Below are 18781 nucleotides of genomic sequence, written 5' to 3'. Positions count from 1 at the left end.
ATGTGGGTGCTGATTCTCACGTCCGAAATGACCGGAATTAGTCATGGTTGGCCAACTTTTGACACAGCCTGCGGTGTTAGCTTTCTGAGCTGACGTCGGGGGGGCAATCGAGCGGAGCGGGAACGATGGGCCGAGCAGAAGTGCGTAAGGCGCAGCAGCGGCGCGGTGCGCGGCGTGCGCCGAGCGGACGCGCGAAGGGCACCGAGGGAAGCGGAAGTACCGGCAAACGCACCGGCATACGCCGCTTCTTCACCTGGAAGAAGGTCTTGGGCACGTTCTTCGGGCTGGCCCTGCTCGGCATGGGGGCGCTGGTCGCCCTGTACTTCTACGTGGAAGAGCCGGACCCCAACAAGCAGGCCCTCCAGCAGAGCAACGTCTACAAGTACGCAGACGGCACGATCATGGCCAGCAAGGGCAAGGTCAACCGCGAGATCCTGCCGATCGACAAGATCCCGATGGACGTGCAGGAAGCGTTCATCGCGATCGAGAACAAGTCGTTCCGCAAGGACCAGGGCGTGGACTTCAAGGGTCTGGCCCGCGGTCTGTGGAACACGGCCACCGGCCGGGGCAAGGCCGGCGGCTCCACGATCACCCAGCAGTACGTCAAGAACTACTACTTGACGCAGGACCAGACGGCGACCCGCAAGCTCAAGGAGCTGGTGATCTCCCTCAAGGTCGACCAGCGCATGAAGAAGCCCGAGATCCTCGCGGGCTACCTCAACACCAGCTACTTCGGGCGCGGTGCCTACGGCATCCAGGCCGCGGCCCAGGCCTACTACGGCGTCGACGCCGGGCAGCTGACGCTGGAACAGGGCGCCTACCTCGCCACCCTGGTCCAGGCACCCAGCCAGTACGACTGGACGACCGCCAGCGACGAGACGAAGAAGCGGATCAAGATCCGCTACAACGCGACCCTCGTGAACATGGTCGACATGAAGAAGCTGGACGAGGCCAAGCGCCAGACGCTGCAGTTCCCGGAGCCGCAGCCGCCGCAGCCGCCGATGGGCATGGACGGCCAGAAGGGCTACCTCGTCCAGGCGGCCGAGGCCGAGCTCAACGCCCAGGGCGTGGAGCGCAAGCTCATCGACGCCGGCGGCTGGACGTTCACGCTGAACATCGACCCGAAGAAGCAGGCGGCGCTGGAGGCCGCCGTCCAGGAGGAGCTGGAGTCCAAGCTCGACCGCAAGGACACCAAGGAACGCCCCCAGGACCAGAGCGTGCAGGCCGGCGCCACCTCCGTGGACCCCAAGACCGGCCACATCGTCGCCATGTACGGCGGTACGAGCCTGAAGGACCACTGGTCGAGCAACGCCCTGCGCAAGGACTACCAGCCGGGCTCGACCTTCAAGCCGATCGTGCTTGCCTCCGCCCTGGAGAACGGGTCGAAGACCCAGGACGGCAAGCCGATCACCCCGCACGCGCTCTACGACGGCACCAGCAAGCGCCCGGTCGTCGGCAGCGACATCCCGTTCGCCCCGCAGAACCAGGAGAACCGCAACTTCGGCGACCCGATGATGACGGTCCAGGACGCGACCAATTCCTCGGTGAACTCCGTCTACGCGCAGATGATCGTGGACGTCGAGCCGGCCAACGTGAAGAAGACCGCGCTCCAGGTCGGCATGAAGGACCGTGAGGGCTGGCCCGCGGACAAGCCGGCCATGGCCCTCGGCACCATGAGCGCCAACACCGTGGAGATGGCGGCCGTCTACGCCACCCTCGACAACCACGGCAAGAAGGTCACGCCGAGCATCATCAAGAAGGCCGAGCACAAGGACCGCGAGGTCGAGCCCGTCCAGCCGATCGGCGCGCAGGCCGTCAGCCGCCGCACCGCCGACACCGTCACCAAGGTGCTCACGGGCGTCGTCAACGACGAGGGCGCCTCCGGCAACAAGGTCCGCAGCAGCGCCTACGAGGCGGCCGGCAAGACCGGTACCACCGAGAACAACTTCTCCGGCTGGTTCGCCGGTTACACCCCCGAGCTGGTCACCGTCGTCGCGATCTTCGGCGAGGAGCCCGGTACCGCCAAGCAGGTCACCCTGACCGGTACGGCCGGCCTCGGCCGCCTCGGCGGCTCCAGCTTCCCCGCCTCGATCTGGAAGGCGTACACGCTCGCCGCGCTCAAGGGCGCGGACACGGGCAAGTTCCAGCTGAGCGAGGCGGACATGGGCGCCGTGCAGACGCCGTCCCGCAGCGCCTCGCCGTCGCCGTCGCCCAGCCCGTCCTCCAGTGCGCCGGCCGCCAGCAGCAGCCCGCCGGCGTCCCCGTCGACGTCCCCGTCGCCCTCCGCGACCAAGTCCGGTACGTCGCCGTCCCCGTCGACGTCCCCCTCGCCCACGGCGACCAAGTCCGGCGGTCCCAAGCCGCCGGACCCGCCGCTGCTCCCCGAGCACTAGGGACATGAACGGACCGCCGCCCCGCAGCCTTCCTCGAAGGCTGCGGGGCGGCGGTCTTTCGTGCCGGTCGCGGGATCAGCGGCGCTCGGGCGTCCCCGGCAGCGACAGCTCGAACCAGACGACCTTTCCGCTGCTGAGCCGCGTCGCACCCCAGCGGCGGGCCACCCGGTTGACCAGGAACAGGCCGCGGCCGCCCTCGTCGGTGTCCCGCGCCCGGCGCTGGCGGGGCAGCTGCGGCGAGTCGTCGCCGACCTCGCAGCGCAGGACGTCCGTACGCAGCAGGCGCAGCGTCACGGGCCGCTCCGCATACCGCACGGCATTGGTGACCACCTCGCTGACCAGCAGCTCCAGCGAGTCGCTCAGCTCCTCCAGGCCCCAGCGGGTCAGGGCCCGGCGCGCGAACCGGCGGGCCCGGCCCGGGGCCGTCTCCTCCGGGTCCAGGAACCAGTACGCGACGTCACTGGGCGCGATCCCGTCGAACCGGGCCGCGAGGAGCGCGATGTCGTCGTCCCGGTCGCCGGGCCCGAGCATGTCCAGGACGTCGTCGCAGAGCGCCTCCAGCGGCGGCGGGTGGTCCAGGCCGGTCAGCTGGGCGGTGGTGGCCAGGCGCTCGCGGAGCTGCTCGATGCCGGTCCACACGTCCCGCAGACGCGACTCCACCAGACCGTCGGTGTAGAGCAGCAGCGTGCCCCCGGCGGGCGCGTCCAGCTCCACGGCCTCGAAGTCCACGCCGCCGACGCCGATGGGGGCGCCGGGGGGCACGCGCAGCACCTCGGCCCGGCCGCCCAGGTGCAGCAGCACCGGCGGCGGGTGGCCCGCGTTCGCGATGGTGATCCGGTGCGCGACGGGATCGTAGACGGCGTACAGGCAGGTGGCCATGCGGTCGGAGCCGAGGCGCTGCGCCTGCTCGTCCAGGTGGTGCAGGACCTCGGCGGGCGGCAGGTCCAGCTGCGCGAGGGTCTGCGCGGTGGTGCGGAGCTGACCCATGATCGCGGCGGAGGTCATGGAGTGGCCCATGACGTCGCCGACGACGAGCGCGACCCGGCTGCCGGGCAGCGGTATGGCGTCGTACCAGTCGCCGCCCACCCGGGCCGTCTCGGCGGCGGGCAGGTAGCGGGAGGCCAGCCGGACCCCGGTGGGCTGCGGCAGGCTGTCGGGCAGCATGGTGCGCTGCAACTCGTCGGCGATGTACGCCTCACGGCCGTACAGGACCGCCTTGTCGATGCCGAGCGCGGTGTGGGTGGCCAGCTGGGCGGCGACCAGGAGGTCGTTCTGCTCGAAGGCGGGACGCTCGGGGCTGCGCAGGAAGACCGCGGCGCCGATCACCCGGCGGCGGCCGCGCAGCGGTGCGAGGACGGCCCGGTTGCCGCGCGGCAGCGGATGCTCGAGCCCGAGCAGCTCGGGCAGTGCGGCCCGGGCGGCGGCGGAGGACCCGAAGACGGGCCGTACGCCGCGCAGCACCTCGGCGAGCGCGCCGCCCGGCCGGATCTCGCACAGCTCGGCCGCGGGCAGGTCACCCTGCGGCCCGACCAGCGGCAGCTGGCTGAAGTCGAGCTCGCCGGTGGCCCCCGCGGCCCCGGCGAGGTCCATCCCCGCGCCGATGGTGCTGCTGATGTCCGTCAGGTCGTCGATCGGCCGGAGCCGGTCGGTGCGCCGGAGCCTTAAAACGACCGGGCCGACGGGCCGCTCGTCGCCGACGGGCAGCGGGTCGCGTAGGTAGACGAGGATGGCGTCCGAGAAGGTCGGCACGGTGGCCCGGCACAGGCCCAGCACGATCTCGTCGAGGTCGATGCCGCGGGCGATCCGCCGGGTGGCGGCGCCGACGAACCGCAGCCGGTCCCCTTCGCGGCGCGCGGCGGTCGCCTCTCCCGAAACCCCGGCCGGTACGGGTGCGCCGCCGCCCCCGTGGTGTCCGGCCCCGCCGTCACCGCTCGCGATCGTGCCGGCCGCCGGGCCGTTGCCGTCGTCGCTCATGTCGTCGCTCCCGCCGCGCGGGCGTGGGGGGTCGGCGGGACCGCCGTGCCCGGCCGCGCCGATCGACGCGTCGAGAGGGCTCGTACCGGGCCGGGGGCGGGCCGCGCCCTCGCCCGACTCCGCCGCGGCCGGCACCTCGCCGGGGGCGGCCGCGTTGCGGCGGGGCCGGGGGAGCCCGGCGCCGGGGCCCGAGCCCGCCGCGGAGCGGGCCGCGCGCGCGTCGGAGGCTGCCGAGGCGGCCGCGCCGCCCGGCTCCCCCGCCGGGCCGGCGCCGGCGCCCGCGGCATGCGTGCGTACGGCCTCGGCGGCGGCGATGGGCGCCTTGCCGTGGCCGGCCTCGTCCGTACCTCCGCCGGAGGCGACGGGCTGCGGGCCCTCCTGGGAGGTGGGGTACTCCGTCACGCGTGGATTTCCGTCCGTTTGCGCTCGATGTGCGCTGCACTCAACTCGGTCAGTCGCGGTATACCCGCTCAGCGGCCCGGGCACCATCGCCCCGAGGTTCCTCGCCCAAACTTCTCCCCCAACCCGCGGCCGGGAGGTGCCCCTGGCGGACCCTCGCCCCCTCGTCGCCTCTCGTCGTGCGTCGGCCTCCGGTCAAGTCCCGCGTGCGGCACACCGCTTGAGCAGCGGCGCAGCCACCGCGCCGCCCCGCGCGCGTGACCTCGTGGAGGACGATCCTACGTTTGAACCCCGGGGGCGCATCAAGGGTCTCATGAGGTCATATGCGCCGGGGTGCGGTCCCAGTCCTCCGGCAGGGCCGGAATTCTCCAGGCCGGATCCGGCCGCCAGTCCTGCCAGCCGCCCGAGAACGGAGCTCCCCATTCCTTGATCACCTCGACCGCGGCGCGGCCCGCCTCCCGTACCCGGGCGGCCTGCTCACGGTCCATCAGGCCGGAGCGCTGGGCCTGCGCGAACTCGTCGGCGTCCAGCCACTTCCAACTGCGGTCCGGGTAGACGGCGATGTCCAGGAAGTGGTCCACGGAGTCCACTCCGCCGGCCCATCTCGCGCGCGGCTCCTCCAGGTTGACGTACCAGTTCTTGAACTGCCAGCCGGGGCCCCAGAACAGCCACACCGACCACGGGTCCCCGGGCCGGGCCAGTTTCAGGACACCGGCACCGAACCAGCGCGACCGTACGGTGGTCCGCGCCGCCGTGTAGCGGGTGGCGAGCGGTTCCTCGTGGACGGGGGTGCCGTCGGCGAGCACCGGCTTGACGCATTCGGTGCCCGGAGCCATCCACACCGCCAGCAGCTCTTCGGTGTCCTGGACCACGGTGACCGGGCGGCAGATGTGGACCGGGCCCTTCAGCCCGGGGGCGTGGTCGCGGTAGCGCCACAGGACCTGCTCCCCGGGCGCCCAGCGCGGGCCCTGCGCGGGACCGCCCGGCGCGCTCCGCGCCGGGCCGCTGCCGGGCTTGAAAGTACCTGTCATGCGCAGATCTTAGGGCGGGGGTCCCGCTGCCCGCTGCGGCGCAGGTCACCGGCGGGTTCCGGGACGAGAAACGACCGAATCCGGCCCCCGCCCCCGGGGCGCGGCCGGACGGGTCAGGGGTGCGTCATGCGCAGCACGTCCAGGGCCTCGTCGAGCTGCTCCAGGGTGAGGGCGCCGCGCTCCACGTAACCGGACTCCAGGACCACCTCCCTGATCGTCCTGCGTTCGGCGAGGGACCTCTTGGCGACCTTGGCGGCCTCCTCGTAGCCGATGTAGCGGTTGAGCGGGGTGACCACGGAGGGCGAGGACTCGGCGTATTCCCTGGCCCGCGCCTCGTTGGCGGTGATCCCGTCGATCGTGCGGTCGGCCAGCAGGCGGCTCGCGCTGCCGAGCAGCCGGATCGATTCGAGGAGGTTCCTGGCCATCACCGGGAGCATCACATTGAGCTCGAAGTTGCCGGCCGCGCCCGCCACGGCGACGGTCGCGTCGTTCCCCATGACCTGTGCGGCGACCATCAGGACGGCCTCCGGGACCACCGGATTGACCTTCCCGGGCATGATCGAGGAGCCCGGCTGGAGATCCGGGAGATTGATTTCGGCCAAACCGGTGCGCGGTCCGGAAGCCATCCAGCGCAGGTCGTTGGAGATTTTGGTGAGTGATACGGCGACGGTGCGCAGCATCCCGGAGGTTTCCACGAGCGCGTCCCGCGCCCCCTGGGCCTCGAAGTGGTCGCGGGCCTCGGTCAGCGGCAGTCCGGTCGCCGTGGCCACCTCCGCGATCACCGCCGCGGAGAATCCGGGCGGGGTGTTGATGCCCGTGCCCACCGCGGTGCCGCCCAGCGGCAGCTCGGCGAGCCGCGGCAGGGCCGCCCGCAGCCGTTCGACGCCGTAGCGGACCTGGGCCGCGTAGCCGCCGAACTCCTGGCCGAGGGTGACGGGGGTGGCGTCCATCAGGTGGGTCCGGCCGGCCTTGACGACCTGCGCGAACTCGGCGGCCTTGCGCTCCAGCGCGGCGGCCAGGTGCTCCAGGGCCGGGATCAGCTCGCCGGTGACGGCGGCGGTGGCGGCGATGTGGATGGACGACGGGAAGACGTCGTTGGAGCTCTGCGAGGCGTTCACGTGGTCGTTGGGGTGGACCTCCCGGCCCAGCCGCTCGGTGGCCAGGGTGGCGATCACCTCGTTGGTGTTCATGTTGGACGAGGTCCCCGAGCCGGTCTGGAAGACGTCCACGGGGAAGTGGTCGTCCCAGCGACCGTCCGCGACCTCGGCGGCGGCCGACCGGATCGCGTCGGCGACGTCCTGGTCCACCACGCCGAGTTTCGCGTTCACCGCGGCGGCGGCGGCCTTGATCCGGGCGAGGGCCTCGATGTGGGCGCGCTCCAACCGCTGCCCGGAGACGGGGAAGTTCTCCACCGCGCGCTGGGTCTGGGCGCGCCACTTGGCGTGCCGCGGCACCCGTACGTCGCCCATGGAGTCGTGCTCGATCCGGAACGCATCGGCCTGCTGCTCGTCTGTCATTTTTCTGGCCTCCTCAAAAAGTTGAGCAATTGTCTTGTTCGAAGTGTTCCCAACTCCCCTACCGGCCAGTAAATACCGGGGGTAACACCGACATCCGGGGAGGCCCTTCATGGCACGTGCCCGTACGAGACCCATGCTCAGATCTACCTTCGCCGCCGTCGCGGCGATCGCGGCCGCCCTGGGGGGTGTCACCGCCATCACCCCCATGGCCCAGGCGGCGCCCGCCTCCGCCGCCGCGGCCCCGCTGCCGGCCGAGCTGGAGGCCGTCCGGGCCGCGGAGGCCACCAGGATCTACGGCGACCCGGCGGTGCGCCCCCTCAACGAGCGTAAAACAGGCCTGATCTCGCTGGGCGACAGCGAGATCTCGGGCGAAGGGGTCGGCAACTACGACCCCGCGACCAACACGCCGAACAACCAGTGCCACCGCTCGCCGGACGCGGCCATCCACCGCACCGGCATCCCGGCCGACCTGACCTTCAACGTCGCCTGCTCCGGCGGATACACCGGGAACATCCGCATCGGCGGCAGCAAGCAGTACGCCGACGAGCTCGTGCAGAGCGACAACCTGGCCGTCAAGGCGCGCAACACGAGGATCAAAATGGTCCTGCTGGTCGCCGGGGCCAACGACGACCTGCAGTTCGGCCCCGTCATGACGGACTGCGTCACCCGCTGGGTCCTCAGCCAGGGCACCTGCGAGCCCAAGTACGCCCCCGGCTGGCAGGCACGCGTCGACGGCCTGAAGCCCAAGGTCGAGGCCACGGTCGCCGACCTGAAGACCGTCATGCGCGACGCCGGCTACGCCGACTCCGACTACAAGCTGGTCGTGATGGGCTACCCCAGCCCCATCGGGCCCGACTTCCACGACAACCCGGCCTTCCCCGGCAAGCTGCCCGGCGGCTGCGCCGGCTACGACTCCGATGCCACCTGGGGCCGCAACTACGCCGTGCCCACCTTCGAGAAGGGCATGCGCGCGGCAGCCCTCGCCTCCGGCGCGATCTACCTCGACAACTCGCGGCTCTTCCACGGCCACGAGGTCTGCATGGAGGACGCCTGGGCCCGCGGCCTCTACCTGGACCTCGGTGACCACTTCCCGTGGGACGAGAACACCGCCCGCCAGTCCTTCCACCCCAACTACCGGGGCCACGGCGCCTTCGCCTCCTGCCTGACCCAGCTCTACGCCTCGGGCCTGCGCGAGGCCTCCTGCGCCGACCCCGCGAGCACCGGCACGCCCGTCCTCCAGGCCGGGGCCTGGGACGACCGGTTCAAGCCCCTGAAGAACGAGGCCACCGGCAACTGCCTCGACTCCTTCGGCGGTTCCAGCGCCAACGAGACGAAGATCGTGGGCTGGGACTGCCACGGCGGCCGCAACCAGGGCTGGTGGTACGACAGCGCACGCAAGTCCGTCCACATCGAACTGACCCAGGACCGCTGCCTCGACGCCCCCGGCGCCACCTACGGACCCGGCACCGGCCTGATCATCTGGAACTGCCACGGCGGAGCCAACCAGCAGTTCGTCCGCGACGGAGCCACCCTGCGGCCCGCCGCCGCCCCGGCCATGTGCCTGACCGTGGCCGCCGCCCACGACCCGCTGCGCCTCCAGGCCTGCAACGGATCCGCGAACCAGCGCTTCGCATAAACCGCCCCGCTCCACCCGACCCCCCCACGCCCGGCCGGCGCACCCCGGCCGGGTGTATTCATGCGCGGCGTCAGCGTCGGCTTGAGCATGGCTGAGCCGTGCTAAGCACGGTTTAAGCACGGCTTTAGTCATGGCCGAAAGCCGACTGGCGGGAAATTTATATGCGATGCCCGATCCGCATTCCGTGCATACGATCATGTGGTTGTCGCGCTTTCGGGGGTCCGACCGTCCCCCGGGGAGTGCCATTCAAGGGGGGATTGTTTTCATGAAGACGAAATCCATGCGTGCCGCCGCCGCGGCGCTCGCGGCGTCCGGAGTGCTGGTTCTCGCGCTGCCGTCCGCCGCCGAGGCGTCGCCCACCGGCCGGTGCTATCCGGACATGGCCTGCCTCTACTTCAACTCGAACCAGGCGGGCGCCCTGTCGCAGATGTACCACATCGAGAACTATCCGGCCTACACGTTCGACAACGTGGTGTTCAACCGCGGCACCGGGAACGGGGAGGGGACCCCGCTCAAGAACAACGCCGCCTCGGCGGACAGCCGCTATTGGAACCAGGCGGTCCGCGTTCATTTCAACAGCTGGTACAAGGGCCCCTACGACGTGGTCGAGCCTCAGACGCGGCGGAATCTGAACGTGACGTACAACAACAACGCGTCCTGGAACTACCACCCGAACGGCGTCTGAGGACCGAGAGAGAATGCTGAGCGAAATGAACAAGAAGCGCACTCGTATTTCCCTCCTCGCGATGGCCGTGGCCTCCGGAGCGGTGATGGCGGGCTACGCGGCCTCCGCCGGTACGGACGCCGGCGCCTCCGCCGGCGGGGACGCCACGGCGATCGCCGGTTCCGCCAAGGTCCGCACCCTGCCCATCGAGCAGTACCTGCCGACGCCCGCCGAGTTCACGAAGCTGAGCCAGGCCGGCGGCAAGCTCCAGCAGAAGTGCATGCAGGGCCTCGGCTTCGCCTCCTTCCAGGTGCCCGAGCAGGGCCCGGCCGACCCGCGCGAGACCTTCACCGACCTGCGCTACGGCACCGTCGACGCCGCCCAGGCGGCCCGCTCCGGCTACAAGCCGGAGTTCGCGGCCGCTCGCACGGCCAAGGCGGGCGGCGCGTCCGCGGCCGCTGCGGCCGACGGCCCGGCCCCCTCCGCGGCGGCCGAGCCCGTGCTGAGCGACGCGGAGTGGCTCGCGATGACCGGCACCACCAAGGACGCCGGCGACACCGCGCAGGCCAAGCAGGCGGCGCCGAGCCAGGTCCAGGGCAAGGACCTCCCGCCGGGCGGCTGCATCGCCGAGTCCACGCGCACCATCACGGGCGGCGGCGAGAAGCTGTACGCGGACCTCGCCCAGGACATCAACGGCCAGTCCTACAAGGAGTCCCTCAAGGACCCCCGCGTCACCAAGGCCTTCGCGGCCTGGTCCGCCTGCATGAAGGGCAAGGGGTACGACTACAAGACCCCCCTGCAGGCCAACGACGACCCGAAGTTCGCCGTGCCGACGGTCTCCGCGGAGGAGATCGCCGTGGCGGGCGCGGACGTGGCCTGCAAGAACGAGACGAAGCTCGTCGACGTCTGGCACACGGCCGAGGTGCAGATCCAGCAGAAGATGATCAACGCCAAGGCGAGCGAGATGGGCGCGATCAAGAAGGCGAAGCAGACCGCCCTGGCCAACGTCCAGTAGGAGCCCGCCCACCGGGACCCGCACCGCCCCGGCCCGGCTCCGCACCGCGGAGCCGGGCCGCCCCGCCACAGCGGCCTAGATCGCGTCCAGCTGTGCGCGCACCTCGCGCGGGCGGTTGGTGATCAGGGTGTCCACGCCGAGCCGCAGGCACAGCTCCACGTCATCGGGCTCGTCGACCGTCCACACCCGCACCCGCAGACCCTTGGCCTTCAGCCGGGCCACCAGCCCCGGATCCTTGCGCACCAGGTCGATGCCCGGCCCGGCGTGCCCCGCGAACGGGGGCCGGACCGGCCGCAGCCGGCGCTCGATCAGGTACACGGCCGGCAGGCCGGGCGCGAGCCGGTTCAGCCTGATCAGCGCATTGCGGGAGAAGCTCATCACCTCGACCAGGCCGGCCGAGCCGTCGGCCAGCCCGTGGTCCTTCAGGACCCGGACCAGCTCGGCCTCCAGACGGCCGCAGGCGCGGGTGGGGTGCTTGGTCTCGACGGCCAGCCCGACGGGCCGGCCGGCGGCCAGCGCCTCCTTGAGCAGGTCCTCGAAGAGCAGCACCGGCGCCCCGCGGTGCTCCTCGCCCTTCCAGCCGCCGAAGTCGAGCGCGGACAGCTCCTCGTAGGTCATCGCGGAGACCACCCCGCGCCCGTCCGAGGTCCGCTCCACCCGCCGGTCGTGCACGCACACCAGCTTGCGGTCGGCGGTGAGCCGCACATCGCACTCGAGCGCGTCGGCCCCGTCGGCGATGGCCTGCCGGTAGGCGGCGAGGGTGTGCTCGGGGTGCTCGTGGGAGGCCCCGCGATGCGCGATGACGCGCACGTCGCGGGCGGTGGGAGGCAGCATCTGCGTCATGCCCCAGACGTTATCCGGATGCGGACGACGGCCCGGTACCGCATCCTTCCCGGATGTCGGAACAGCAGATGTACGCGGTCCTGCACTGTGAGCCGTGCGAGGAGTGCGTCCACGAGGACTGGCAGTTCATCGAGGACGGCGAGCTGCGCTGGAGGGGGTACGAACACTGTCCGCGGTACGGGGTCTATGCCTGCGACGACGGCCGGGGCGTACCGGCGCCGTGGATCCGGGAGCGCATCCTCGCCCGCCAGGGCGCGGTGCACCTCGCGGTCGGCGGACCCGGCGGGGTGCCCGTCGCACTGCTGCGCCGGGTGTACGGGCTGACCATCGCCGAGGTCATGGCCGCCCGTACGGCGGGATGGCGGGCCACCCCCGTCGAGGCCCGGTACCTGACGGGTTCCGCGCCCACGCCCCCTACGGCTTCGGGCGCGGGGCCAGCGGGGCCGGGGTGACCTTGTAGCCGCCCTTGGTCACCTCGGTGAAGGGGGCCGGGGCCAGGCAGGTGCCCGCCGAGGGTTCGAACACCGAGCCGTCGGGCCGCACCTCGAGGTTGGCGATGTCCCACGAGAAGCCGACGCGGTCGGGCTCGCCGCGCGTGCCGTCCTGGACGGCGATGCCGATCCGCCGGCCCTCCCAGCCGACGTTCGAGGTCTTCACCACCGCGGTGACCGTGGCCGTCCTGCCACCCGTGACCAGGCAGTCCACCTCCGCCTCGGAGACGGCGGTGTAGCCCGTCGCCGTGACGCGGTGGTAGACGGTGATCTTGCCGAAGGCGTCCGTCGGCAGGCCCTTCTCCCCGCCCTGCGCCGGCAGCGGCCGGCTCCAGGGCGCCGACGTCGCGTCGACCGTGAAGCGGATGTCGTCGTCGGGGGAGTACGGGTAGAACACGGTCCCGAGCCCGTGCACCGATGCGGCCCCCGCCCCGGCCGGGGCTGCCGGGGCGGGGGCCGCCGCCATCAGGGTGGCCAGCAGGGCGGCGGATCCGGCGACGGCTAGGGCGCGGTTGCGGCTGCGGTTGCGGTTCTTCATCGTCAACTCCCGTGTGGTGAGGGCTGCTCGGGTACGGGTCAAGCCTCGCCACCCGGCGCCCCCGCCTCCATCTGCCGATCGGCCCGACCTCCCGCGGAGCCCTCTGCCGTTCGGCAGACCCGGCGCTCCGGGCCGCACGGCAAAAGAGCCCCCGGCGCGGCGGCGCCGGGGGCTCTGTGCGGGTGGGAGCGACGGCCTAGGCCAGCCCGGGGCCGCGCACCGGGATGTGGGTGAACGTCGGCTCCGGGGCTGGGTTCTGGAAGAAGTCGTTGCCCTTGTCGTCGACCACGATGAAGGCCGGGAAGTCCTCGACCTCGATCTTCCAGACCGCCTCCATGCCGAGCTCCTCGTACTCCAGGACCTCGACCTTCTTGATGCAGTCCTGGGCCAGCCGCGCCGCCGGGCCGCCGATGGAGCCCAGGTAGAAGCCGCCGTGCGCACCGCACGCGTCCGTCACCTGCTGGGAGCGGTTGCCCTTGGCCAGCATGACCTTGGAGCCGCCCGCCGCCTGGAACTGCTCGACGTAGGAGTCCATCCGGCCGGCCGTGGTCGGGCCGAAGGAGCCCGACGCGTAACCCTGGGGGGTCTTCGCGGGGCCGGCGTAGTAGACCGGGTGGTCCTTCAGGTACTGCGGCATCTCCGCGCCCGAGTCCAGCAGCTCCTTGATCTTGGCGTGCGCGATGTCGCGCGCCACGACCAGCGGGCCGGTCAGCGACAGCCGGGTCTTCACCGGGTGCTTGGTGAGCGTCGCCAGGATGTCGTCCATCGGCTGGTTCAGGTCGATGGAGACGACGTCCGAGGCCTCGTTCAGGTGCTCGTCCGTGGTGTCCGGCAGGAAGCGCGCCGGGTCCGTCTCCAGCTGCTCCAGGAAGACGCCCTCGGCGGTGATCTTCGCGGTCGCCTGGCGGTCCGCCGAGCAGGACACGGCGATCGCGACCGGGAGGGACGCACCGTGGCGGGGGAGGCGCACGACGCGGACGTCGTGGCAGAAGTACTTGCCGCCGAACTGCGCGCCGATGCCGATCTTCTGCGTCAGCTCGAAGACCTGCTGCTCCAGGGCCTCGTCGCGGAAGCCGTGGCCCAGCGGGGAGCCCTCGCGGGGCAGCTCGTCCAGGTAGTGCGCCGAGGCGTACTTGGCGGTCTTCAGCGCGTGCTCGGCGGAGGTGCCGCCGACCACGATCGCCAGGTGGTACGGCGGGCAGGCCGCCGTGCCGAGGGAGCGGATCTTCTCCTCCAGGAACTTCATCATGGAGGCCTCGTTGAGGACCGCCTTGGTCTCCTGGTAGAGGAAGGACTTGTTGGCCGAGCCGCCGCCCTTGGCCATGAAGAGGAACTTGTACGCGCCGCCGTCGGTCGCGTACAGCTCGATCTGCGCGGGCAGGTTCGAGCCGGTGTTCTTCTCCTCCCACATGGTGAGGGGGGCCATCTGCGAGTAGCGCAGGTTCAGCCGCGTGTAGGCGTCGTAGATGCCGCGCGAGAGCGCCGCCTCGTCCCCGCCCTCGGTGAGCACGTTCTGGCCGCGCTTGCCCATGACGATCGCCGTGCCCGTGTCCTGGCACATCGGCAGGACGCCGGCCGCCGCGATGTTCGCGTTCTTCAGCAGGTCCAGGGCCACGAACTTGTCGTTCGAGGAGGCCTCGGGGTCGTCGATGATCCGGCGCAGCTGCGCGAGGTGCGCGGGGCGCAGGAAGTGCTGGATGTCGTGGATGGCCTCTTCGGCGAGCTTGCGCAGCGCCTCGGGCTCGACCTTGAGGAACGTACGGCCGTCGGCCTCGAAGGTCGAGACGCCCTCCGAGGTCACCAGCCGGTACGGGGTGGTGTCCTCGCCCAGGGGCAGCAGGTCGGTGTACGCAAACTCTGGCATGACGGCAGTCATTCCTCACTCGGCAGACGGCGCTGGCGACCAATTGGCAGCGCGGTTAACCAGCGTAGGACCTCTAGCCGGAGGTGTGTCTGTGAGGTAAGGCTCACCCAGCAGTATCGCGATCTATCGTGTCTGGCTATGCTGGGCGTCGTGGACCTGGAAAAGCACCCCGCCGCCGCGCCCGTACCCGCGCCCGCGCCCGCTCCCGGCGAGCTGCGCGCCTCCGACGCAGACCGGGACCGGATCGCGCAGATCCTCGGTGACGCCCTTGCCGAAGGCCGGTTGACGGCCGAGGAGCACTCCGACCGCCTGGACACGCTGTACGCGGTCAAGACCGTCGGCGAGCTGGAACAGCTCGTACGGGATCTGCCCGCGCCCGGCGGCGTCCATGCCTCGCCCGCGTACGCGTCGCCCGCCACCGCGCCGGGCGGTCCCGCCGAGACCATAGTGGCCGTGTGCAGCAGCTCGGCCCGCAAGGGCCGCTGGCGGCCGGGCCCGCACACCCGCGCGGTCTCGGTCATGGGCGACATCAACATCGACCTCACCGAGGCGGTCTTCGAGCAGCAGGTCACCGAGATCAACGTGACCTGCGTGCTCGGCAACGTCGAGGTCCTGGTCCCGGAGAACGTCACCCTGCGCGGCTACGGCAGCGGCGTCCTCGGCAACTTCGAGGTGCGCGGCGAGGGCCGGGGGGAGACCGATCCGCAGGCCCCGGTGGTGATCGTCCGGGGCTTCGCCCTGCTCGGCAACATCGAGGCGCGGCCCAAGCCGGGCGCCCGCCTGGTGGACCTGGCCCGCAGGCTGCGCAAGCGCCTGGAGGAGTGAAACCGGCCGCCCCGGCGACCCGCAGGACCCGACGCGCCGCGGACCGAACACGCCGTGGACCGGACACGTCATGGATCCGACACGCCGTGGATCCGACGGAAACCGGCCGCCGCCGGGCCGGACACCTTCTAGGGTCCGCACCATGACCATAGCCAAGTGGGAATTGCTCGACCGGGCGTACGCGACACTGCGCGAGGCCGTCGCGGCGGTGCCGGCCGACGGCTGGGACCGTCCGACGCCGTGCGCGCAGTGGAACGTCACCCAGGTCCTCCAGCACGCCGCGGGCGACCAGCTCGCGTACGCCGCCCGGCTGACCGGCGGGCCCGGGCCGGCCGAGGACCCCTTCGCGCCGTCCGGAGCCCTGGCCGGCCCGCCCGCAGACCTGCTGGACCCAGCGCTCGCGGCCGCCGCCGAGGCCTTCTCGGATGTCGCCCCCGGCGACCTCGACGTGGCCGTGCCGCTGCCGCCCTTCGCCGTACCGGCCGAAACGGCCGTCGGCGCCGCCGCCCTCGACGCAGCCGTGCACGCCTGGGACATCGCCGTCGCCACCGGCCGCCCGCCCGCCCTCACCGACGCCCTGGCCGCGGCCCTGCGCCCGGCCGCCGACGCCCTCGCCGAGCCCCTGCGCGGCTTCGCCTACGGCCCGGTGTTCCCCCTCGCGCCCGGCGCGGACCACGGCGCCGCGGCGGACCTCCTGGCCTTCCTCGGACGCGATCCCGCGTGGGCCGCGCCCGGGGCGTGAGCGCCCGCCCGGCGGGGGCTCGTTTCGGACGATCCGCCGTCGGCCGGTGGCACGGGGTGCATAGGGGCGCGTGCAGCGGGTAGGGACAGGTGCGTCGTCTCTCGCTCACGTATACGTCGTCAGGAGTAGACCGTGCCGCATCCGCCGCATCAGTCCTTGCAGGTAGCCGCCGTCCAGAGTCTCCCGGGGCGCGCGGCGGCCGTGCCGAAGCCGCGGGTTCCGGCGAGGGCGGAAGACGGCCCATGGCACGCAGAGGCGGTGTGCCGCCGCGACGAGGCGGGGCTCTTCTTCGCACCGTCCAAGGAGCCGACCGCGGCCCGGCTCTCGCGGGAGGAAGCCGCCAAGCGCGTCTGCGCCCGCTGCCCGGTGATGGTCGCCTGCCGGGAGCACGCGCTGCTCCAGCCCGAGCCGTACGGAGTGTGGGGCGGGCTCACCGCGGCCGAGCGCCGGGTGGTGCTGGCGCGCATGCGGCGCCGGGCCGCCGAACTGCGCCAGGCCCCCGGGGCCGGGCCGATCGCCGCGGCGGGCTGAGCCGGTCGCGGGCGCCGGATGGCGAAGCGGATGCGCGAGAGGGGCGGTCACCGCCGCACGCGGTGGACCGCCCCTCTCGTTTCCCGCCGCGGTCCCTAGTGGGCGCGGTCGAAGTCGATCGCGCTGTACGCGCGCAGCTTCGACAGGCGGTGCGTGGAGTCGATCTGCCGGATCGTGCCCGACTTCGAGCGCATGACCAGCGAGGACGTCGTCGCGGTCTCCGAGCGGTAGTGGACGCCGCGCAGCAGCTCGCCGTCGGTGATGCCGGTGGCGACGAAGAAGACGTTGTCGCCGGACACCAGGTCGTTCGTGGTCAGCACGCGGTCCAGGTCGTGGCCGGCGTCGAGCGCACGCTGGCGCTCGGCCTCGTCCTTCGGCCAGAGCTTGCCCTGGATGGTGCCGCCGAGGCACTTTATGGCGCACGCCGAGATGATGCCCTCGGGGGTGCCGCCGATGCCGAGGAGCAGGTCCACGCCGGTGCCCTCGCGCACGGCCATGACCGAGCCCGCGACGTCGCCGTCGGAGATGAACTTGATCCGGGCGCCGGTCTCGCGGATCTCCTTGACGATGCCCTCGTGGCGGGGGCGGTCCAGGATGACCACGGTGACGTCCTCGACGGCCATGTTCTTGGCCTTGGCGACCCGGCGGATGTTCACCGAGACGGGGGCGTTGATGTCGACGAAGTCGGCGGCCTCGGGGCCGGTGACCAGCTTCTCCATGTAGAACACCGCGGACGGGTCGAACATGGTGCCGCGGTCGGCGGCGGCCAGCACGGCGATGGCGTTCGGCATGCCCTTGGCGTTCAGGGTGGTGCCGTCGATCGGGTCCACGGCGATGTCGACCTCGGCGCCCGTGCCGTCGCCGACGCGCTCGCCGTTGAAGAGCATGGGGGCCTCGTCCTTCTCCCCCTCGCCGATGACGACGACGCCGTTCATCGAAACGGTGGAGATCAGGGTGCGCATCGCGTTGACCGCGGCGCCGTCCGCGCCGATCTTGTCACCGCGCCCGACCCACCGGCCCGCGGCCATGGCGGCGGCCTCGGTGACCCGTACGAGTTCCAGTGCGAGGTTGCGGTCAGGGGCCTCCGGGGAGACTTCGAGCTGGGGCGGCAGGTTGTGCTCGGTCATCGGAGCGCACCTTTCTGTACGGCGACGGCCGGGTAGTGAGGGTGCTGGAACTCTATCGGTACGTCGACATATTGAGCAGGGCGGGTCACGTATGAGCGGCATATCGGTCAGCCGATTGTCCTGAGCGGACGTCTTGCGGCTCTTCGGGGGCCGCGAGAACGGTCCAGGGGTCTCCAGGGTCCGCCGACACGCGCCGCACCGCGACCCCGGCGGTGATCGCCGTCCCGGGATGCGGGACGATGGGGCGCGTGGCAGGTATGAAAGGCAAGCAGACGGTCTGGGACATGGTCCGGTCGCTGGGGGTGATCGGCATCGTCGTCGCCGGGATCTACCTCTTCGTCCCGCATGACGAGAAGGCCGATCCGACGCGCACGGTCGACTACCGGGTGGAAACCCTGACGGCCCGGCGCGCGGCCCCGTACCCGGTGGCCGCCCCCGTGGGGCTCCAGGAGCAGTGGCGGGCGACCTCGGTGACGTACGAGCGCAAGAACGCCAACGCCTGGCACCTGGGCTTCCTCGACCCGCAGCAGCAGTACGCGGCGGTGGAGCAGTCCACGGACACCTCGGCCAAGTACCTCGCCAAGGTCACCCAGCACGCGACGGCCACCGGGCAGACGCAGCAGGTCGGCGATCTGACCTGGGAGCGCTGGGACGGCGACAAGTACGACGCCCTCGTGCGGCAGGAGCAGGGCTACGTCACGGTGGTGACCGGGACGGCCTCCTTCGAGCAGCTCGGCGCGCTCGCGGCGACGCTGGAGTTCAAGCAGGGCAAGTAGGGCATGCCCGGCATGCCGGGGTGTCCTGACCGGCAGGATCCGGAAGAGACGTCCTAGTCCTCGGCGGCCCGGCCCTCGCCGGCCATGAAGCGCCAGACCAGGGCGTGGCCGAGCACGATCAGGCCGATCAGCATCAGCACCTCGGCCTGGATGGCGCTCAGCCCGAGCGGCTCGGCGAGCTCGGGTACGGCGCCGATCAGCGCGTAGAGCAACGCGGCAGCGGCCTGCTGCCAGGTCAGGAAGCGGTCGCCGCGCGCCCGGGCCAGCAGCCGCACCGTGCAGGCGCAGCCGACCACCGCGAGGACGATGAAGGCCGCCCGCCAGGCCTGCGGCTGGACCAGCAGCCGCAACTTGTGCGGGAAGGGCCGTGGCCCCCGGGCTCCGGGGGCCACGGCCCTTTTCGCGCGCTGCCCTG

Annotated in this window: 17 protein-coding genes; 9 read left to right on the top strand and 8 right to left on the bottom strand. The window is 71.8% G+C overall.

Going from position 1 to position 18781, the window contains the following annotated elements; genetic code table 11:
- Positions 1–125 precede the first annotated feature (125 nt).
- Entirely contained in the window at positions 126–2393 is a 2268-nt protein-coding gene (locus tag B6R96_RS13285; RefSeq protein ID WP_081522550.1) for a transglycosylase domain-containing protein, read from the top strand.
- A gap of 75 nt (positions 2394–2468) precedes the next feature.
- Here B6R96_RS13285 and B6R96_RS13280 read toward each other — a convergent pair whose 3' ends face one another.
- From B6R96_RS13280 to B6R96_RS13270, 3 genes are all read right to left on the bottom strand, one after another.
- Positions 2469–4769, bottom strand: coding sequence for a SpoIIE family protein phosphatase (locus tag B6R96_RS13280; RefSeq protein WP_107475509.1), 2301 nt, complete (start codon positions 4767–4769; stop codon positions 2469–2471).
- 308 nt (positions 4770–5077) lie between these two features.
- A complete protein-coding gene (gene fomD / locus B6R96_RS13275) occupies positions 5078–5797 on the bottom strand; it encodes a cytidylyl-2-hydroxypropylphosphonate hydrolase (RefSeq protein ID WP_079405989.1) in 720 nt (239 codons plus the stop codon).
- Positions 5798–5910: 113 nt separating this feature from the next.
- The gene (locus B6R96_RS13270) at positions 5911–7314 is read right to left on the bottom strand and encodes a class II fumarate hydratase (RefSeq protein ID WP_030385799.1); all 1404 of its coding nucleotides are present in this window, start codon (positions 7312–7314) and stop codon (positions 5911–5913) included.
- Between the two features lie 133 nt (positions 7315–7447).
- Between B6R96_RS13270 and B6R96_RS13265 the strand changes: the two genes are divergently transcribed.
- From B6R96_RS13265 to B6R96_RS13255, 3 genes are all read left to right on the top strand, one after another.
- The gene (locus B6R96_RS13265) at positions 7448–8950 is read left to right on the top strand and encodes a ricin-type beta-trefoil lectin domain protein (RefSeq protein WP_237291413.1); all 1503 of its coding nucleotides are present in this window, start codon (positions 7448–7450) and stop codon (positions 8948–8950) included.
- A gap of 265 nt (positions 8951–9215) precedes the next feature.
- The gene (locus B6R96_RS13260) at positions 9216–9635 is read left to right on the top strand and encodes a hypothetical protein (RefSeq protein WP_159396323.1); all 420 of its coding nucleotides are present in this window, start codon (positions 9216–9218) and stop codon (positions 9633–9635) included.
- Positions 9636–9660: 25 nt separating this feature from the next.
- Positions 9661–10629: a hypothetical protein gene (locus B6R96_RS13255; RefSeq protein WP_159396322.1), complete on the top strand. Its 969-nt coding sequence runs from the start codon at positions 9661–9663 to the stop codon at positions 10627–10629.
- Positions 10630–10704: 75 nt separating this feature from the next.
- Here B6R96_RS13255 and B6R96_RS13250 read toward each other — a convergent pair whose 3' ends face one another.
- A complete protein-coding gene (locus tag B6R96_RS13250) occupies positions 10705–11472 on the bottom strand; it encodes a glycerophosphodiester phosphodiesterase (protein ID WP_081522546.1) in 768 nt (255 codons plus the stop codon).
- Between the two features lie 53 nt (positions 11473–11525).
- Between B6R96_RS13250 and B6R96_RS13245 the strand changes: the two genes are divergently transcribed.
- Positions 11526–11924, top strand: a complete 399-nt coding sequence (locus B6R96_RS13245) for a hypothetical protein (RefSeq protein ID WP_081522545.1) — start codon at positions 11526–11528, stop codon at positions 11922–11924.
- On the opposite strand, the gene B6R96_RS13240 is transcribed toward B6R96_RS13245, so the two are convergent.
- Complete coding sequence (locus B6R96_RS13240) at positions 11887–12501, bottom strand: hypothetical protein (RefSeq protein ID WP_081522544.1); 615 nt, start codon at positions 12499–12501, stop codon at positions 11887–11889. The two genes, B6R96_RS13245 and B6R96_RS13240, sit on opposite strands and share 38 nt — an antisense overlap.
- Before the next feature lie 196 nt (positions 12502–12697).
- Positions 12698–14365, bottom strand: coding sequence for a fumarate hydratase (locus tag B6R96_RS13235; protein WP_030385811.1), 1668 nt, complete (start codon positions 14363–14365; stop codon positions 12698–12700).
- Between the two features lie 150 nt (positions 14366–14515).
- Here B6R96_RS13235 and B6R96_RS13230 point away from each other — a divergent pair, with 150 nt between their 5' ends.
- The 3 genes from B6R96_RS13230 to B6R96_RS13220 all read left to right on the top strand — a co-directional run bounded on the left by B6R96_RS13230 (position 14516) and on the right by B6R96_RS13220 (position 16463).
- The gene (locus tag B6R96_RS13230; RefSeq protein WP_237291412.1) at positions 14516–15190 is read left to right on the top strand and encodes a DUF1707 SHOCT-like domain-containing protein; all 675 of its coding nucleotides are present in this window, start codon (positions 14516–14518) and stop codon (positions 15188–15190) included.
- Positions 15191–15332: 142 nt separating this feature from the next.
- A complete protein-coding gene (locus B6R96_RS13225; protein WP_053705066.1) occupies positions 15333–15932 on the top strand; it encodes a TIGR03086 family metal-binding protein in 600 nt (199 codons plus the stop codon).
- Positions 15933–16064: 132 nt separating this feature from the next.
- A complete protein-coding gene (locus tag B6R96_RS13220) occupies positions 16065–16463 on the top strand; it encodes a WhiB family transcriptional regulator (protein WP_373297353.1) in 399 nt (132 codons plus the stop codon).
- A 95-nt stretch (positions 16464–16558) separates the two neighbouring features.
- On the opposite strand, the gene glpX is transcribed toward B6R96_RS13220, so the two are convergent.
- Complete coding sequence (gene glpX / locus B6R96_RS13215; RefSeq protein ID WP_030385815.1) at positions 16559–17590, bottom strand: class II fructose-bisphosphatase; 1032 nt, start codon at positions 17588–17590, stop codon at positions 16559–16561.
- Between the two features lie 257 nt (positions 17591–17847).
- Here glpX and B6R96_RS13210 point away from each other — a divergent pair, with 257 nt between their 5' ends.
- Entirely contained in the window at positions 17848–18366 is a 519-nt protein-coding gene (locus B6R96_RS13210) for a DUF4245 domain-containing protein (RefSeq protein WP_203351726.1), read from the top strand.
- Positions 18367–18419: 53 nt separating this feature from the next.
- Here the strand turns inward: B6R96_RS13210 and B6R96_RS13205 are convergent, their stop codons facing one another.
- Entirely contained in the window at positions 18420–18716 is a 297-nt protein-coding gene (locus tag B6R96_RS13205; protein ID WP_237291411.1) for a hypothetical protein, read from the bottom strand.
- Positions 18717–18781 lie beyond the last annotated feature (65 nt).

Source organism: Streptomyces sp. Sge12, assembly GCF_002080455.1.
GTDB lineage: Bacteria > Actinomycetota > Actinomycetes > Streptomycetales > Streptomycetaceae > Streptomyces.
The sequence above is the reverse complement of the archived record's forward strand: the minus strand, read 5'-3'. Positions and strand labels throughout refer to the sequence as shown.

Coding starts and splice junctions, on each gene's coding strand:
- B6R96_RS13285 (WP_081522550.1), top strand. CDS start 126: ATGGGCCGAGCAGAAGTGCGTAAGGCGCAGCAGCGGCGCGGTGCGCGG.
- fomD (WP_079405989.1), bottom strand. CDS start 5,797: ATGACAGGTACTTTCAAGCCCGGCAGCGGCCCGGCGCGGAGCGCGCCG.
- B6R96_RS13270 (WP_030385799.1), bottom strand. CDS start 7,314: ATGACAGACGAGCAGCAGGCCGATGCGTTCCGGATCGAGCACGACTCC.
- B6R96_RS13265 (WP_237291413.1), top strand. CDS start 7,448: ATGCTCAGATCTACCTTCGCCGCCGTCGCGGCGATCGCGGCCGCCCTG.
- B6R96_RS13260 (WP_159396323.1), top strand. CDS start 9,216: ATGAAGACGAAATCCATGCGTGCCGCCGCCGCGGCGCTCGCGGCGTCC.
- B6R96_RS13255 (WP_159396322.1), top strand. CDS start 9,661: ATGAACAAGAAGCGCACTCGTATTTCCCTCCTCGCGATGGCCGTGGCC.
- B6R96_RS13250 (WP_081522546.1), bottom strand. CDS start 11,472: ATGACGCAGATGCTGCCTCCCACCGCCCGCGACGTGCGCGTCATCGCG.
- B6R96_RS13245 (WP_081522545.1), top strand. CDS start 11,526: ATGTCGGAACAGCAGATGTACGCGGTCCTGCACTGTGAGCCGTGCGAG.
- B6R96_RS13240 (WP_081522544.1), bottom strand. CDS start 12,501: ATGAAGAACCGCAACCGCAGCCGCAACCGCGCCCTAGCCGTCGCCGGA.
- B6R96_RS13235 (WP_030385811.1), bottom strand. CDS start 14,365: ATGCCAGAGTTTGCGTACACCGACCTGCTGCCCCTGGGCGAGGACACC.
- B6R96_RS13225 (WP_053705066.1), top strand. CDS start 15,333: ATGACCATAGCCAAGTGGGAATTGCTCGACCGGGCGTACGCGACACTG.
- glpX (WP_030385815.1), bottom strand. CDS start 17,590: ATGACCGAGCACAACCTGCCGCCCCAGCTCGAAGTCTCCCCGGAGGCC.
- B6R96_RS13210 (WP_203351726.1), top strand. CDS start 17,848: ATGAAAGGCAAGCAGACGGTCTGGGACATGGTCCGGTCGCTGGGGGTG.